The following is a 16,988-nucleotide window of genomic DNA, read 5'->3' as shown; positions in this document are numbered from 1 at the left end:
AAAAAGGCCGGTTGCCCGGCCTTTTTGATTACAAGCGATTGGTCTCAGCCGATCGCCATTCTCAGCCGATCGATTGGCCGGTCTTTGCCCAGTCGGCGAGGAACTGTTCCAGGCCCTTGTCGGTCAGCGGGTGCTTGACCAGCGCCTTCAGTGTCGCCGGCGGCGCGGTCACGACATCGGCGCCGATGAGGGCCGCCTGCTTGACGTGGTTCACGGTGCGCACCGAAGCGACGAGGATCTCGGTCTGGAAATCGTAATTGTCGTAGATCTGCCTGATCTCCTGGATCAGCTCCATGCCGTCGATGCCGATGTCGTCGACGCGGCCGACGAAGGGCGAGATGAACGAGGCACCGGCCTTGGCCGCCAGCAGCGCCTGGTTGGCCGAAAAGCACAGCGTGACGTTGACCAGGCGGTTCATCTCGGTGCGGATCGTCTTGCAGGCCTTGAGACCGTCCAGCGTCAGCGGCACCTTGATGCAGACATTGTCGGCGATCTTGGCCAGAACCTTGGCCTGCTGCATCATCTCGGAATATTCAGTGGCGGTGACTTCAGCCGAGACCGGACCCTTGACGATGTCGCAGATCTCTTTGGTCACGTCGGCGATCTTGCCGCCGGATTTGAGGATCAGCGACGGATTGGTGGTGACGCCGTCGAGCAGCCCCAGATCGTTCAGCTCACGGATATCCTTGACGTCGGCGGTGTCGACAAAAAATTTCATGGCGGGTCTCCTGAAGATTCTTATGTGCATGCCATGCACATTCGGGGTCGGCCTTTGATCTAGACCAAAGTCAGGGCAAGGTCACGCCTCATGATCGAAGATTCGCCCTTTGTCGCAGCCGCACCGGTGCTGGTGCCGATGCCCGCCGAACGCCCCTACACCTATGCCGTGCCGGCCGGCATGCGCGTGGTGCCGGGCTCGATCGTGCGCGTGCCGCTCGGGCCGCGGCAGGTCGCCGGCATCGTCTGGGATGGCGCGGTCGAGAAGGTCGACGCGAAAAAGCTGCGCCCCATCGAGCAGGTCTTCGACTGCCCGCCGATCGACCGCGCGATGCGCCGTTTCGTCGACTGGGTGGCGCAGTACACGCTGTCGCCGCCAGGCATGGTGGCGCGCATGCTGCTTCGGGCGCCGGAAGCATTCGACCCCGAACCGTGGATCGAGGGGCTGCAGCGCACGCTTCTCGCACCCGACCGGATGACGGGCGCCAGGCAGCGCGTGCTGGAGACGGCCGAAGGCGGCCTTGCCTGGACGCGCTCCGGCCTCGCTCACGCCGCCGGCGTGTCGTCGACAGTGATTGACGGCCTGAGGGCGCAAGGCGTGTTCGAGACCGTGATGATCCCGCCGCGCCCGGTGGTGGCCGCGCCCGATCCCGGCTACGCCATTCCGGAACTGATGCCGGACCAGAGCGCCGCGGCGCAGATGCTGCGCGCCAATGTCGCAGCCGGCGTGTTCAACGTCGCGCTGCTCGACGGCGTCACCGGATCGGGTAAGACCGAGGTCTATTTCGAGGCGGTGGCGGCTGCGCTCGACCAGGGCAGGCAGGTGCTGATCCTGCTGCCGGAAATCGCGCTGACGCATGCCTTTCTCGAGCGCTTCCAGCAGCGCTTCGGCGCCAAGCCGGGTGAATGGCATTCCGACCTGCCGCCGCGGATGCGCGAGCGGGTTTGGCGGCAAGTGGCGGAAGGCGGCGTGCGGGTCGTCGCCGGCGCGCGCTCGGCGCTGTTCCTACCGTTCAAGGAGCTCGGCCTGATCGTCGTCGATGAGGAGCACGACCCTGCCTACAAGCAAGAGGACCGCGTCTTCTACAATGCGCGTGATATGGCCGTGGTGCGCGGCCATATCGGCAGCTTTCCGGTGGTGCTGGCGTCGGCGACGCCGTCGGTCGAAAGCCGGGTCAACGCCAGCCAGGGCCGCTACAACAGGGCCGTGCTCTCAGCTCGCTTCGCCGAGGCGGCACTTCCGCATCTGAAGGCGGTCGACATGCGGCGCGCACCGCCGGCGCGCGGTGGCTTCCTGTCGCCGGTGCTGCTCGACCAGATGCGCCAGACGCTGGAGAGGCAGGAGCAGTCGCTGCTGTTCCTCAACCGGCGCGGCTATGCGCCGCTGACGCTGTGCCGGGTCTGCGGCCACCGCTTCGGCTGCCCGGTCTGCTCGGCCTGGCTGGTCGAGCATCGCTTTCGCGGCCAGCTCGTCTGCCATCATTGCGGGCACAATGAGCGCCGCCCCGAAGCCTGCCCGGAATGCGGCACGCTCGACCATCTGGTCGCCTGCGGACCGGGTGTCGAGCGCATCGCCGAAGAGGTCGTGACGCATTTTCCCGACGCGCGTACCATCGTCTTGTCGTCGGACCTGATGGGCGGCGTGCGGCGGCTGCGGCTGGAGCTGGAGGCGATCGCCGATGGCGAGGCCGACATCGTCATCGGCACGCAGCTCGTCGCCAAGGGCCACAACTTTCCCAACATGACCCTGGTCGGCGTCGTCGATGCCGATCTCGGACTGGCCAATGGCGATCCGCGCGCCGCCGAGCGCACCTTCCAGCTGCTCAGCCAGGTCACCGGCCGCGCCGGCCGCACCGGCAAGAAGAGCCTTGGCCTTTTGCAGACTTTTCAGCCCGACCACCCGGTGATGCGGGCGATCGTCTCGGGCGACGCCGAGGCGTTTTACGAACGCGAGATCGCCGAGCGCGAACGGGCTGCCCTGCCGCCCTTCGGCCGGCTCGCGGGCGTTATCGTCAGTGCGGTGACGCGGGCGGAAGCCGAGGGCCATGCACGCGGCCTGCGCCGCGCCGCGCCCGAGGCGACCGATCTGTTCGTGCTGGGGCCGGCGGAGGCGCCGCTGTCACTGCTCGGCGGCCGTCACCGTTTCCGCCTGCTGATCCAGGGCGAACGGCGCGCCGACATGCAAGGTTTTATAAGGGCCATGCTGGCCAACGGGCCGAAGCAGCGCGGTTCGGTCAGGGTGCAGGTCGATATCGATCCGCAGAGCTTCTTGTAGCGTGGCGTCCGACCGCTATCTTTAGTGGGTAACCCACAAATGACCGCGAGCGGGTGAACATGAGTTTTCTGACAAGTGCCGTTTTTTTGGCGTTACGAGCCGGTTGGATCATTTTGGGTATTTTCTTCGTTACAGGCCTGATTTTTAGCCACCACCCAATTCTGTATTGCCTTCTGTTTTTTGCGCTTATCATCGTGGCGAAGATTGGCTGGAACCATCTGAGGCCATGGCGTGGGGACAGGTTCAGGTGGACTTCGATCCGCTGAAAGAGATCATCAGGTCCTTCTGGAGTGTCGCCGAATGAAAACCCTTGGCCTAATCGGCGGCATGAGCTGGGAATCCACCGCCATCTACTATCGCCTGCTCAACGAGATCGTGCGCGATCGGCTGGGCGGCTTGCATTCGGCGAAACTGCTTCTGTGGTCCTTCGATTTTGCAGAGATCGCCGAGCGACAGCATCATGGCGACTGGGACGGCGCCGGCGCGCTTCTGGTCGAAGCAGCGCGCAAGCTAGAGGCGGGCGGCGCGGAAGGTCTGCTTTTGTGCACCAACACCATGCACAAACTGGCCGATCAGGTGCAGGCGTCGGTGTCGATCCCGCTGATCCACATCGCCGATGCCACCGCGGTGGCGGTCAAGCGCGCCGGCATGCAGCGTCCGGCGCTGCTGGCGACGCGCTTCACCATGGAGCAGGATTTCTACAAGGGCCGGCTCGCCGACAGATTTGGCTTGAACCCTGTCGTGCCCGATGGCGCCGGGCGCGACATGGTCCATCGCGTCATCTACGACGAGTTGTGCCAGGGCATCGTCAAGGAGACTTCAAAGGCGGCCTATATCGCCGAGACCGAGCGCCTGCGCCGCGACGAGGCGGCCGACAGCGTCATCATGGGCTGCACCGAGATCACCATGCTCATAGGCCAGTTGGATTTCGACATCCCGGTCTTCGACACGACGCGCATCCATGCCGAAGCGGCTGTGGCATTCGCGCTCGGTTGATGCGCGCCGCCTAAAGTGCTCGGATCCATCTGGCGCGCTTCTTTTCCTCCGCTAGAATGCCCGGAATTTCAAAACAGGCATTTCGAGGGGACAAGATGGATTTTGCGCTTCCATGGCCGACGAGCCAGGGCGAATGGCTGGCCTGGTCGAGCGCCGTCGTCACCGTGCTGCTCGGTCTTTTGTTTTTTCTGGCCCCTGGCCTCGCCTTCCGTGCCCTGCGCTTGCAGGTCAAACCAGAGAAGGCTGCGGCGATCGCCGAGGGGCGCGGCAGGATGTCGGGCTTCTATCTCGGCGTCGGCCTGTGCTGTATCCTGCTGGCGCAGCCGCTGATCTACATGGCGCTTGGCTTCTCCTGGCTGTTCACCGCCTTCGGCCGGCTGCTGTCGATGATGTCGGATGGCGCCAACACGCCTTTCAATTGGGTTTCCATTGTGGTGGAATTGGTGCTGGCGGCGTTGCCGCTCGCCTTTGCCTTCGGCTTTCTGCCTTGAATCGTTGGGTATTCCGCGATGGAAGACGGGTGACTTTCGCCGGATGCGACAATAGTGCCTGAAAACCATGCGGAACGACGCATTGCGGTCTTAAAATGCCTGTGCTAGACGGCAATCGACTTTCGGCCGGGGATAGCGGAAGCCGCGTCTCCGTGCTTGAAAAAATGCAGTAAGGTCAAAGATTTAGCCAGAGTTTTTGCTCGCGCCAACAATCTACGGCCTGTCAGACAAGAGAAAAGACGGTCCGTGGCTCAATCGTCATCGCCAATCTCAGGTGTCGCAGAACGCTACGCGGGTTCGCTGTTCGAACTCGCCCTGCAGGCAAATTCCGTGGCCAAGGTCGAAGCCGACCTCAACAGCTTCGAAGTCATGCTCGCGGGCAGCGCCGACCTTACCCGGCTGATCAACAGCCCGGTGTTCTCCAGCGAGGACCAGGCGAAGGCCATCGCGGCAATCGCCGACAAGGCCGGGATTGCCGGCCTCACCGGCAATTTCCTGCGCGTCGTCGCCCGCAACCGCCGGCTGTTCGCCATTCCCGGCATGATCAGGGCGTTCCGCCAGATATCAGCCGAACATCGTGGCGAGACCGCTGCTGAAGTGACGTCGGCTCACGACCTGACGGCTGCCCAGCAGACCGAACTCAAGGCGGCGCTGAAGAGCGTTGCCGGCAAGGACGTGGCTATCTCCGTCACCGTCGATCCGTCGCTGCTGGGCGGGCTGGTGGTCAAGATGGGCTCGCGCCAGATCGATACGTCGCTCAAAACCAAACTCAATTCGCTCAAGCTTGCACTGAAAGAGGTCGGCTGATGGACATCCGCGCCGCGGAAATTTCCGCAATTCTGAAAGACCAGATCAAGAATTTCGGCAAGGAGGCCGAGGTCTCCGAAGTCGGACAGGTGCTGTCCGTCGGTGACGGTATCGCCCGTGTCTACGGCCTCGACAATGTCCAGGCCGGCGAGATGGTCGAGTTCCCCGGCGGCATCCGCGGCATGGCGCTCAACCTCGAAGCCGACAATGTCGGCGTCGTCATCTTCGGCGCCGACCGCGACATCAAGGAAGGCGACATCGTCAAGCGCACCGGCGCCATCGTCGACGTTCCCGTCGGCCCCGGCCTGCTCGGCCGCGTCGTCGACGCGCTCGGCAATCCGATCGACGGCAAGGGTCCGATCAAGGCAGTCGAGCGCAAGCGCGTCGACGTCAAGGCGCCCGGCATCATCCCGCGCAAATCGGTGAACGAGCCGATGTCGACCGGCCTCAAGGCTATCGATGCGCTGATCCCGGTCGGCCGCGGCCAGCGCGAGTTGGTCATCGGCGATCGCCAGACCGGCAAGACCGCCATCATTCTCGACACGATGCTCAACCAGAAATCGGTGCACGACAACGGCCCCGAGAAGGAAAAGCTCTACTGCGTCTACGTCGCCGTCGGCCAGAAGCGCTCGACCGTCGCGCAGTTCGTCAAGGTGCTGGAAGAGCGCGGCGCGCTCGAATATTCGATCATCGTCGCCGCCACCGCTTCCGATCCGGCGCCGATGCAGTTCCTGGCGCCGTTCGCCGGCGCCACCATGGGCGAATATTTCCGCGACAATGGCATGCACGCGCTGATCAGCTATGACGATCTGTCGAAGCAGGCCGTCGCCTATCGCCAGATGTCGCTGCTGCTGCGCCGTCCGCCGGGCCGCGAAGCCTATCCGGGCGACGTCTTCTACCTGCACTCGCGCCTGCTCGAGCGCGCCGCCAAGCTCAACGACGATCTGGGCGGTGGTTCGCTGACCGCGCTGCCGATCATCGAGACGCAGGCCAACGACGTGTCGGCCTATATCCCGACCAACGTGATCTCGATCACCGATGGCCAGATCTTCCTCGAAACCAACCTGTTCTTCCAGGGCATTCGTCCTGCGGTGAACGTCGGTCTGTCGGTCAGCCGCGTCGGTTCGGCCGCGCAGATCAAGGCGATGAAGCAGGTTGCCGGCTCGATCAAGGGCGAGCTCGCGCAGTACCGCGAAATGGCGGCCTTCGCGCAGTTCGGCTCGGATCTCGACGCCGCCACGCAGCGCCTGCTCAACCGCGGATCGCGCCTGACCGAACTCCTGAAGCAGCCGCAGTTCTCGCCGCTGAAGACGGAAGAGCAGGTCGCGGTGATCTTCGCCGGCGTCAACGGCTATCTCGACAAGCTGCCGGTCAACCAGGTCGGCAAGTTCGAGCATGGCCTGCTCAGCCACATGCGTTCGGCCGGCAAGGACGTCCTTGATGCCATCCGCAAGGAAAAGGCGCTGTCGGACGATCTGCGCGCCAAGCTGAAGGCCGAGATCGACGCTTTCGCCAAGACCTTCGCCTGAGCGAATTGCAAGACGGGATCAGGTTTGAAGCATGCCTTCATTAAAAGACCTTCGTAACCGTATCGCCTCGGTCAAGGCGACGCAGAAGATCACCAAGGCGATGCAGATGGTCGCCGCGGCGAAGCTGCGCCGTGCGCAAGAGGCCGCGGAAGCGGCGCGTCCCTATTCGGAGCGCATGGGTTCCGTTCTGGCCAACATCACCCAGGCCATCGGCGGCGGCGGCGATGCCCCGGCGCTGATGACCGGCACCGGCAAGGACGACGTGCATCTGCTCGTCGTCTGCACCGCCGAGCGCGGCCTGTGCGGCGGCTTCAATTCGCAGATCGCCCGCCTTGCCCGCGACCATATCCGAAAGCTTTTGGCCGACGGCAAGCAGGTCAAGATCATCTGCGTCGGCAAGAAGGGTTTCGACATCCTGCGCCGCGACTATTCGTCGATGATCATCGACCGAGTCGACCTGCGCGAGGTCAAGACACTCGGCTTCGTCAATGCCGATGCCATCGCCAAGAAGGTCATCCACCTCTTCAACGAAGGCGGCTTCGACATCTGCACGCTGTTCTATTCGCAGTTCAAGTCGGTGATCAGCCAGATCCCGACCGCGCAGCAGATCATTCCGGCCGGCGTTGCTTCGGCTCCGGCCGAGGCGATCGATGGCGGCAACGCCGTCTACGAATATGAGCCGGAGCCGGGCGAAATCCTCTCCGACCTCATTCCGCGCAACATCTCCGTGCAGGTTTTCCGGGCGCTGCTCGAGAATGTGGCCGGCGAAATGGGCGCCAAGATGAGCGCCATGGACAATGCGACGCGCAACGCCGGCGACATGATCAACAAGCTGTCGATCACCTACAACCGCCAGCGGCAGGCGCAGATCACCAAGGAACTGATCGAAATCATTTCGGGCGCCGAGGCGCTCTAGGCGTGGTTCGCGGGTCATCGACCCGCGATCGGACCGCGTGAGAAACAAAGGACGAAAAAGGGTAAAGACGATGGCGAAAGCAGCGACCCCCCAGAAGGCAGCCCCCAAGGCCGCAGCCGCGAAAACCGCAGCCCCCGCGAAGGCGGCAAAGGCTCCAGCAGCAGCCGCGAAGGCGGCCCCGGCCAAGTCGGCAGCACCGGTGAAGGCCGCTGCTGCCAAGACATCGGCAGTGGCCACCAAGGCAACGGGCGTTGCCGGCAAGGTCCGCCAGGTCATCGGCGCCGTTGTCGACGTGCAGTTCGGCGATCACCTGCCGGCGATCCTGAACGCGCTCGAGACGACCAATGTCGGCAACCGCCTGGTGCTCGAAGTTGCCCAGCATCTGGGTGAAAACACCGTGCGCTGCATCGCCATGGACTCGACCGAAGGTCTGGTTCGCGGCCAGGAAGTGCGTGACACCGGCGCGCCGATCACCGTGCCGGTCGGCCCGGGCATGCTCGGCCGCATCATCAATGTCATCGGCGAGCCGGTCGACGAAGAAGGCCCGGTCGACGCGACCGAGATGCGCTCCATCCACCAGCCGGCTCCGACCTATGTCGAGCAGTCGACGGAAGCGCAGATCCTGATCACCGGCATCAAGGTGCTCGACCTGCTGGCTCCCTACGCCAAGGGCGGCAAGATCGGCCTGTTCGGCGGCGCCGGCGTCGGCAAGACCGTGCTGATCCAGGAACTGATCAACAACATCGCCAAGGCGCATGGCGGCTATTCGGTGTTCGCCGGCGTCGGCGAGCGCACCCGCGAAGGCAACGATCTGTATCACGAGTTCATCGAATCCGGCGTCAACAAGAAGGGCGGCGGCGAAGGCTCCAAGGCCGCACTCGTCTATGGCCAGATGAACGAGCCGCCGGGCGCGCGCGCCCGCGTCGGCCTGACCGGCCTGACGGTTGCGGAATACTTCCGCGACCAGGGCCAGGACGTGCTGTTCTTCGTCGACAACATCTTCCGCTTCACGCAGGCTGGTTCGGAAGTGTCGGCTCTGCTCGGCCGTATTCCTTCGGCCGTGGGCTATCAGCCGACGCTCGCCACCGACATGGGCGCGCTGCAGGAACGTATCACCACCACCACCAAGGGCTCGATCACGTCCGTGCAGGCCATCTACGTGCCCGCCGACGATCTGACTGATCCGGCGCCGGCGACCTCGTTCGCCCACCTTGACGCGACCACGACGTTGAACCGCGCCATCGCCGAAAAGGGCATTTATCCGGCGGTCGATCCGCTGGATTCGACCTCGCGCATGCTCGACCCGCTGGTCGTCGGCGACGAACACTATGGCGTCGCCCGCCAGGTGCAGTCGATCCTCCAGCGCTACAAGTCGCTGCAGGACATCATCGCCATTCTGGGCATGGACGAGCTGTCGGAAGAGGACAAGCAGACCGTGGCCCGCGCCCGCAAGATCGAGCGCTTCCTGTCGCAGCCGTTCTTCGTCGCCGAAGTGTTCACCGGCGCGCCGGGCAAGCTGGTCGACCTCGCCGACACCATCAAGGGCTTCAAGGGCCTCTGCAACGGCGACTACGATCACCTTCCGGAAGCTGCCTTCTACATGGTCGGCGGCATCGAGGAAGCGGTCGAGAAGGCACAGCGCCTCGCGGCTGAAGCGGCCTGATGAAAGATAGCAGACCCGAGTACGCTCAAGGCGATCGGGTCCGGTTACTTCGGCTCAGTGATGAGTTTCTTTCGGATTTTCCAGAGGAAGACGTCGCAGAGTTGAACACTCTCATCGGTCGAGAGTGGACTGTGGAGGAATGGCACGAAAAACTCGGTCAGTTGGAGATCTCCAACTCTCTGAGCCAATCGGCAACCATACATTTTGTGTGGGTGCCGCCCGAGTGGGTTGAACGGATACGATAATGGCTGAAGCTTTCAAGTTCGAACTGGTCTCGCCGGAGCGCTTGCTCGTTTCCGAGCAGGTCGAATCGGTTGTCATTCCGGGCGCCGAAGGCGAGATGACCGTGATGGCGCATCACGCCCCGGTCATGACCACGATCAAGCCGGGCGTCGTCACGGTGAAGACCGCGGCGGGCGGCGAAGAGCGCTATGTGGTGTTCGGCGGCTTCGCCGACATCGTTCCGGCCGGCTGCACGCTGCTGGCGGAATCGGCGGTCGCGGTGAAGGATGTCGACCGCGCCGATCTCGCACGCCGCATCCAGGAAGCCAGGGAAGACGCTGCCGACGCCAAGGACGACGAGGCTCGCAGCAAGGCGGAGCAGTTCCTTAGCCAGCTCACCACGCTGGAAGGCGCTATTCTTCCGGCGTAAGGCCGGAGCGGTCTGGAATTCATGCCCTCACATTGGTAGCGCGCAGGACGGGCGTTCTGTCGTGATCCTTCGCGCCCAGGGGCGCTGTCCCGCCGACATCATAACCGCGAGGCCATAGCTCAGGTCTGCTCGCTCTGTATGCCAAGCGCAGCGAAGGCCAGGGTCGGACCGTCCCGTCGCAGGTGGACGAGATGGACAGCCACGAGTTCGATCAATGTCTGCCGCTCGGCATGGTCCCTGGCGAAGCCGGCCAGGTCGAACACCGCGGTCACGGTTTCGTTGGCCGGCAGTTGCTCACTCAAAAGTTCCTTCAACGCCGCGTCGAGCGGGTCGGTGAAATGGCCCTCCGGCAAGGTTTTCCCTCGCGCGGCGCAGGCGGCGATCCAGGCAGCCACCACCAGGGTCAGATGGACCAGTTCAGTACCGGCTTCGAGGCATTCGATGGCGGAGGCGACGATGCGCTGCGGCAGTTTCTGGCTGCCGTCATTGGCGATCTGCGCCGTGCGATGGGCAAGTGCAGTGTTGGAAAAACGCTCCGCGAGCTCCGCAATATAGGCGCTCGTGTCCAATCCGGCATCCTCGGGCAGGGTCGGGATGGCTTCGGCCCACAAGGCATCGACGAATTGGCGGATCGCCGGGTCGGCGAAGGCGCGGTCGACGGTGGCATGACCGCTGAGCAGGCCAAGATAGGCGATTGCCGAATGCGAGCCGTTGAGCAGCCTGAGCTTCATGTCCTCGAACGGGCCGACGTCGCGAACCATGGTGACGCCGAATTGTTCCCACGCGGGCCGGCCAGTCGGGAACTTATCTTCGACCACCCACTGACAAAACGGCTCGGTCATCACGGGCCAGGCATCCTCGACGCCGAGTTCTTCAGCGATCCGCGCCCGATCGGCGTCGGTGGTTGCAGGCACGATGCGATCGACCATGCTGGAGGGAAACGCGACCTGGTGTGCGATGTGGTCGGCAATTCCGACATCACTCGATTGGGCGAGCCCGGCATCTCGCAACTGGGCGAATTCGACCAACAGCCGGTGCAGCGTGGCGCCGTTGGCCGGCAAATTGTCGCAACACAGGACAGTGAAGGGCGGCGTGCCGGCGGCGCGTCGCAGGGCAAGCGCCTCGGTCAGAAAACCATGCGCTGTCTTCGGCATCCGAGGATTGGCCAGATCATAGGCGATATCGGGATGTGCGGCGTCCAATCCGCCGCCTGCCGCCCTCAGATAGGCTTTTTCGGTGATCGTCAGCGTGACGATGCGGGTGCCCGGATCGGTCAGCGTGGCCAGCACAGCGCTGGGGTCTTCGGGCGCCACCAGCATCGCGCCGATCGAGCCGATGACCTGAAGCTTTTCGGTTCCACTGCTTCTGATCGCCAGCGTGTAGAGCCCGTCCTGCGGCGTGAGAGCGTCGCGCGTGTCGGTGCTGCGCAGCGAAACGCCTGTTATGCCCCAATCCGCCTCGCCTGCCGCCAGGCAATCGTCGACATAGGCTGCCTGATGGGCGCGGTGGAAGGCGCCGACACCAAGGTGCACGATGCCCGGGACGATGCGGCTGCGATCATACGCAGGTGTCGCGATCGAAGCCGGCAGTGCGCGCACGGTCTTAGTGGAAAGGCGTTCGGTCGTCGTGGTGCGACTGGTCTGGTCGGATGACATGAGTGGCCTCGGCAGGGATCGGCAAAGCGGCGTAACATTCGATTTCCTGCCACACAATGGGCCGAAAAGTCATCATACAACAATCTAGTTTTTGTATGTTGACATTAATTCTTGCCGCCCCTACCGATAGTGGCCTTGGGAGGATGATCGTGGCACTGACCCATGCGGATCTGCTGTTTCCCGCCGAGGCGCATTCGCGCGCGATTGCCCGTGATCTCTATGCCGGGATCAAGGACCTGCCCCTTGTCAGCCCGCATGGTCACACCGATCCGCGCTGGTATGCGCTGAACGAGCCATTCCCGGATCCGGCGCAACTGCTCATCGTCCCGGATCACTACATCTTCCGCATGCTGTTCAGCCAAGGCGTCCGCCTCGAGGATCTCGGCGTGGCGACGCTCAATGGCGCGCCGGTCGAGACCGACGGCAGGGCGATCTGGCGGCTTTTTGCCGAGCATTATCATCTGTTTCGCGGCACGCCGACCCGGCTGTGGTTCGATCATGTGCTCGCCGATCTGTTCGGCATCGACGAACCGCTGACCGCGGCGACCGCCGACCGCCACTACGACACCATCGCGACGCTGCTGCAGTGGGAGAATTTTCGCCCGCGCGCGCTGTTCGAGCGGTTCAACATCGAGGTTATCGCGACCACGGAAGGCGCGCTCGACGATCTCAAATGGCACCAGATGATCCGCGACAGCGGCTGGCAGGGCCGCGTTATCACCGCCTATCGGCCGGACGCGGTCGTCGACCCCGATTTCGAAGGGTTTTCAACCAATCTCGACCGGCTCGGTGAGATCACCGGCTGCGACACCGGCAATTGGGCCGGCTATCTCGATGCGCATCGCCAGCGGCGTGCCTTCTTCAAAAGCTTCGGCGCGACTTCGTCGGATCATGGCCATCCGACGGCCGAGACCGCCAATCTTTCGGATGCGGCGGCGCAAGAGCTGTTCAATCGGATTCGCCGTGGTTCCGACGATGAGCGCGAGCGAAAACTGTTCCGCGCCCAGATGCTGACCGAGATGGCCAAGATGAGCCTCGACGATGGACTGGTCCTGCAGATCCATCCCGGCTCCTGGCGCAACCATTCGCCCGCGATCTTCCAGAATTTCGGCCGCGACAAGGGTTTCGATATCCCGACCCGGACCGACTATGTGACGGCGCTGAAGCCGCTGCTCGACTGCGTCGGGCTGGAGCGCGACCTCACCGTCATCCTGTTTACGCTCGACGAGACCAGTTATGCGCGCGAGCTGGCGCCGCTGGCCGGTGTCTACCCGGCGCTGAAGCTCGGGCCGGCATGGTGGTTCCACGACAGCCCGGAAGGCATGCGGCGCTTCCGCGAGATGACCACCGAGACGGCCGGCTTCTACAACACCGTCGGTTTCAACGACGACACCCGTGCCTTTCCGTCGATCCCGGCGCGTCACGATGTGGCGCGGCGAGTCGACTCCGCGTTCCTGGCGCGTCTCGTCGCCGAGCATCGGCTGCGCGAGGACGAGGCGCATGAGTTGGCACGGGAACTGACCTATACGCTGGCGAAAAAGGCGTATCGGCTCTGAAGGGGCAACTCGCCCGCAATGCAAAGGGAGGAAACCATGTTGCATTTTTCAAGACTGACGGGAGCTGCGCTGCTCGCCGCCGCACTTATGGCCGGAACGGCAAGCGCCCAGACGGTTCTGCGCTCGTCCGACACCCACCCGGACGGCTATCCGACGGTCGAGGCAGTCAAATATTTCGGCGAGCTTGTAAAGGAGCGTACGGCCGGCCGCTATGCGGTCGAGCTCTATCATTCCGCGCAGCTCGGCGAAGAAAAGGACACGATCGAGCAGGTGCGCACCGGCGTGATCGACCTCAACCGCATCTCGATGGCGCCGTTCAACGGGCTCATTCCCGAAACCACGGTGCCCTCGCTGCCCTACATCTTCCGCTCGGAAGACCATATGCACAAGGTCATGGACGGGGCGGTCGGCGACCAGATCGCGGCGGCGTTCGAACAGGTCGGGCTGGTGCTGCTCGCCTTTTACGACAGCGGCGCGCGCTCCTTCTACAATTCGAAGAAACCGATCAACTCATTAGCCGATCTGTCCGGCATGAAGTTCCGCGTCATCCAGTCCGACATCTTCGTCGACATGGTGGCGGCACTCGGCGCCAACGCGACGCCGATGCCGTATGGCGAGGTGTATTCGGCGATCGAGACCGGGGTCATTGACGGCGCGGAAAACAATTTTCCGAGCTACGACACCGCCAAGCATGCGGAAGTCGCCAAGTTCTATTCGCTCGACGAGCACACTATGGTGCCGGAAGCCTTCGTCATGGCGAAGTCGAGCTGGGACAAGCTGACGCCGGAGGATCAGGCGATCTTCAAGGCGGCCGCCAAGGAGAGCGTCGCCAGGCAGCGCGAGCTGTGGACCGCCAAGGTCAAGGAATCGCGCGCCAAGGTCGAGGCGGCCGGTTCGCAGATCACGACGCCGGACAAGCAGCCCTTCATCGACGCCATGGGTCCGGTCTACGAGAAGCACGTCAAGGACGACAAGCTGAAGGCCATGGTCGAAGCCATCAAGGCCGTGCAGTGATCAAGCGACGGCGCGGGCATTCCGCGCCGCCATCCTCTTGCGGAGAGAACCGGTGAACTCCAGCCCAGAACACAGGCCGCCCCTGTCCGGCGTCGCGCGCATGATGTCGCGCGTCAGCACAGCGGCGCTATGGGTCGCAGGCATCGGGCTGGTGCTGATGACCGCCTTCGTCGCCTGGCAGGTGTTCGGTCGTTATGTCCTGAACCGCTCGCCAAGCTGGACCGAGCAGGGCTCGGTGATGCTGATGAGCTGGTTCATCTTCCTCGGCGCTGCCGTCGGCGTGCGCGAGAACTATCACCTCGGCTTCGACGTCCTGCTCTACGTGCTGCCCAAAGGCGGCAAGCGTTGGCTGCGGATGATCTCGGACCTCGTCGCGCTCGCCTTCGGCATCGGTATGATCTGGTATGGTAGCCAACTGGTCGCATTGACCTGGGGCGCTACCTTGCCGTCGCTCGGCATATCGGGGGGCTGGGACTACGTCCCGCTGGTCGCGGGAGGCGTGCTCGTCGTGCTCTTCACGCTGGAGCGCATCGTGCTTCGCCTCTCCGGTGCGCCGATCGACGATGTGCTCGATGAACTGCCACCGGCGGAAGTCGCAGCCGAACTCGACACGGCGAACGTGAAGGTCTGACGGCATGGAACTCTGGATCCTCTTCGGCGTCTTCACCCTTCTGATGCTTATCGGCACGCCGATTGCTTTCTGCCTCGGCGTCGCAAGCTTTGCCACCGTCCTCTATATGGGCCTGCCGCCGCTCATCGTGTTCCAGCGCCTGAATTCCGGCATGAGCGTCTTTTCGCTGCTGGCCATTCCCTTCTTCATCTATGCCGGCGACTTGATGGTGCGCGGCGGCATCGCCAGCAAGATCGTTGCCTTCGCCGGCTCGCTCGTTGGCCATTTGCGCGGTGGCCTCGGGCAGGTCAACATTGCGACCGCTACACTGTTCGGCGGCATTTCGGGCTCCGCGGTGGCCGAGGCGGCGGCGGTCGGCGGCTTGATGATCCCGCAGATGAAAGCGCGTGGATATGGAGCGGATTACGCCGTCAACGTCACGTCGATGGCAGCGCTGATCGCGCTGCTCCTGCCGCCGTCGCACAACATGATCATCTACTCGATCTCGGCAGGTGGAAAGATCTCCATCGCCGACCTGTTCACGGCCGGCATCATTCCGGGCCTGCTGTTGGCCCTGTCGCTGATGATCACCGCCTATTTCGTGGCGCGCTCCCGCGGCTATCCGACCGAGCCGTTTCCGGGCTTCACCGCCGTCGCGCATCTCTTCGCTGTCGCGGTGCCCGGCCTGCTGCTGATCGCGATCATCTTCGGTGGCGTACGATCGGGTGTTTTCACGGCGACCGAGAGTTCCTGCGTCGCGGTCATCTATGCGTTGCTCGTTACTGTCTTCGTTTACCGGCAGATGACTTGGGAAGGTTTCGTTCATGCCACCCATGGTGCCGTGCGCACCACGGCCATGGTGCTGCTCATCATCGGCATGGCGGCGGCGTTCTCGTGGTTGATGGCCTTCCTGAAAGTGCCGGCAGCGCTCATAGCCTCCATGAACGCAATCTCGGACGATCCGCTGGTCGTGCTTCTCCTGCTCAACGTCTTGATGCTGTTCCTCGGCACCTTCATGGACATGGGGCCGACGATCATCATCTGCACGCCGATCTTCCTGCCCGTGGCGCAAGCCTACGGCGTCGACCCGGTACATTTTGGCGTTATCATGATCCTCAACTTCGGCATCGGGCTGAATACGCCGCCGGTGGGCGCTGTGCAGTTCGTGGCGTGCGCAGTGGGCAAGATATCCGTCTGGGAAGCGATGCGCTCGATCTGGCCGTTCTATGGGGCCGGGCTCGTGGTACTGGGGCTCGTCACTTACATTCCGGCCATTTCGCTCTGGCTACCGAGCATCTTCAAATAGGGGCGACATGGCATCGGACACCGCGACCGACCTCAGGGTCGAGAGAAAACCCAAATTGTCGGAGACAGTGGTCACGACGATCCGTAAGCAGTTGCAGGCGGGTGAGATCCTGCCCGGCCATAAATTACCGACCGAAGGCCAACTGACCGAAACCTTCGGCGTCAGCCGCACCGTCATCCGCGAGGCGCTGGCCAAGCTTGCCGCCGACGGGCTGGTCGAACCGCGCCAGGGCGCCGGCGTCTTCGTCACAGAGCACATCTCGACAATGTTCGGCGCGCTTGCCGCCGACATGGGCAGCAAGGATTCGATCGCGCTCAACGTGCTCGAAGTGCGGCTGGCGATCGAGATTGAATCGGCCGGGATCGCCGCCGTCCGCCGCAATGCCGCGCAGGAGGCGGCGATCCAGGAAGCCTTCTTCGAATTCGAGCGGCTGCTGCTTGCCAGCGAGCCGACCGGTCCGGCCGACCTCGCCTTCCATCGCGCGATCGCCAGCGCCACCAGCAACCCATTCTATGTCGAGATGCTCGACGTGCTCGGCCGGCGCGCCATCCCGTGCGACGTGACTTCGCCCTGGTCGACCGAATTGGCGCAATCCGATAGCTACCAGCGCGGACTGCAGCGCGAGCACCTGGTGATCCTCAACGCCATTACCTCTGGCGATGCCGAGGCCGCGCGAGAGGCGATGCGCGCGCACCTCACCGCCAGCCAGCAGCGTTACCGCGAACGCCTGCATGCGCGTCAGGCTTTTTATTCCAGTTCGGTCAAGGCCGCCGCCGGCGAATGACCCATCTCAAGTCAGGA

The 16,988-nt window shown here is 63.6% G+C and carries 15 protein-coding genes; 13 read left to right on the top strand and 2 right to left on the bottom strand.

Annotation, left to right across the window (positions count from 1 at the left end):
* Window positions 1–61 precede the first annotated feature (61 nt).
* Window positions 62–718, bottom strand: coding sequence for a fructose-6-phosphate aldolase (gene fsa, locus EOB80_RS16565; protein ID WP_127320636.1), 657 nt, complete (start codon window positions 716–718; stop codon window positions 62–64).
* Window positions 719–808: 90 nt separating this feature from the next.
* Between fsa and EOB80_RS16560 the strand changes: the two genes are divergently transcribed.
* The 8 genes from EOB80_RS16560 to EOB80_RS16525 all read left to right on the top strand — a co-directional run bounded on the left by EOB80_RS16560 (window position 809) and on the right by EOB80_RS16525 (window position 10,046).
* Window positions 809–2,992, top strand: coding sequence for a primosomal protein N' (locus tag EOB80_RS16560; protein ID WP_127328616.1), 2,184 nt, complete (start codon window positions 809–811; stop codon window positions 2,990–2,992).
* A 300-nt stretch (window positions 2,993–3,292) separates the two neighbouring features.
* Window positions 3,293–3,988, top strand: a complete 696-nt coding sequence (locus EOB80_RS16555) for an aspartate/glutamate racemase family protein (RefSeq protein WP_127328615.1) — start codon at window positions 3,293–3,295, stop codon at window positions 3,986–3,988.
* Window positions 3,989–4,083: 95 nt separating this feature from the next.
* Complete coding sequence (locus EOB80_RS16550) at window positions 4,084–4,479, top strand: DUF4345 family protein (RefSeq protein WP_127261416.1); 396 nt, start codon at window positions 4,084–4,086, stop codon at window positions 4,477–4,479.
* 246 nt (window positions 4,480–4,725) lie between these two features.
* A complete protein-coding gene (locus EOB80_RS16545) occupies window positions 4,726–5,286 on the top strand; it encodes a F0F1 ATP synthase subunit delta (RefSeq protein WP_127328614.1) in 561 nt (186 codons plus the stop codon).
* A complete protein-coding gene (gene atpA, locus EOB80_RS16540; protein ID WP_023811756.1) occupies window positions 5,286–6,815 on the top strand; it encodes a F0F1 ATP synthase subunit alpha in 1,530 nt (509 codons plus the stop codon). Before EOB80_RS16545 ends, atpA begins: the two co-directional genes overlap by 1 nt.
* 31 nt (window positions 6,816–6,846) lie before the next feature.
* Window positions 6,847–7,731 carry a F0F1 ATP synthase subunit gamma gene (locus tag EOB80_RS16535; RefSeq protein WP_127328613.1) on the top strand — a complete coding sequence of 295 codons (885 nt, stop codon included), beginning with the start codon at window positions 6,847–6,849 and terminating at the stop codon, window positions 7,729–7,731.
* Between the two features lie 70 nt (window positions 7,732–7,801).
* Window positions 7,802–9,394, top strand: a complete 1,593-nt coding sequence (gene atpD / locus EOB80_RS16530) for a F0F1 ATP synthase subunit beta (RefSeq protein ID WP_164762633.1) — start codon at window positions 7,802–7,804, stop codon at window positions 9,392–9,394.
* 244 nt (window positions 9,395–9,638) lie between these two features.
* Window positions 9,639–10,046: a F0F1 ATP synthase subunit epsilon gene (locus tag EOB80_RS16525; RefSeq protein WP_127328612.1), complete on the top strand. Its 408-nt coding sequence runs from the start codon at window positions 9,639–9,641 to the stop codon at window positions 10,044–10,046.
* Between the two features lie 119 nt (window positions 10,047–10,165).
* Here EOB80_RS16525 and EOB80_RS16520 read toward each other — a convergent pair whose 3' ends face one another.
* Window positions 10,166–11,701 carry a mannitol dehydrogenase family protein gene (locus EOB80_RS16520; protein ID WP_127328611.1) on the bottom strand — a complete coding sequence of 512 codons (1,536 nt, stop codon included), beginning with the start codon at window positions 11,699–11,701 and terminating at the stop codon, window positions 10,166–10,168.
* A 143-nt stretch (window positions 11,702–11,844) separates the two neighbouring features.
* Here EOB80_RS16520 and uxaC point away from each other — a divergent pair, with 143 nt between their 5' ends.
* The 5 genes from uxaC to EOB80_RS16495 all read left to right on the top strand — a co-directional run bounded on the left by uxaC (window position 11,845) and on the right by EOB80_RS16495 (window position 16,971).
* Window positions 11,845–13,257: a glucuronate isomerase gene (uxaC, locus tag EOB80_RS16515; protein WP_164762632.1), complete on the top strand. Its 1,413-nt coding sequence runs from the start codon at window positions 11,845–11,847 to the stop codon at window positions 13,255–13,257.
* A 36-nt stretch (window positions 13,258–13,293) separates the two neighbouring features.
* Complete coding sequence (locus EOB80_RS16510; RefSeq protein ID WP_127328609.1) at window positions 13,294–14,271, top strand: TRAP transporter substrate-binding protein; 978 nt, start codon at window positions 13,294–13,296, stop codon at window positions 14,269–14,271.
* A 100-nt stretch (window positions 14,272–14,371) separates the two neighbouring features.
* Complete coding sequence (locus tag EOB80_RS16505) at window positions 14,372–14,902, top strand: TRAP transporter small permease (RefSeq protein ID WP_127328653.1); 531 nt, start codon at window positions 14,372–14,374, stop codon at window positions 14,900–14,902.
* A gap of 4 nt (window positions 14,903–14,906) precedes the next feature.
* A complete protein-coding gene (locus tag EOB80_RS16500; RefSeq protein ID WP_127328608.1) occupies window positions 14,907–16,187 on the top strand; it encodes a TRAP transporter large permease in 1,281 nt (426 codons plus the stop codon).
* Between the two features lie 7 nt (window positions 16,188–16,194).
* Entirely contained in the window at window positions 16,195–16,971 is a 777-nt protein-coding gene (locus tag EOB80_RS16495; protein WP_127269375.1) for a FadR/GntR family transcriptional regulator, read from the top strand.
* Window positions 16,972–16,988 lie beyond the last annotated feature (17 nt).

The organism is Mesorhizobium sp. M7A.F.Ca.MR.245.00.0.0 (assembly GCF_003997415.1).
GTDB lineage: Bacteria > Pseudomonadota > Alphaproteobacteria > Rhizobiales > Rhizobiaceae > Mesorhizobium.
Note: the sequence above shows the minus strand (reverse complement) of the source record. Positions and strands in the feature narration are given on the sequence as shown.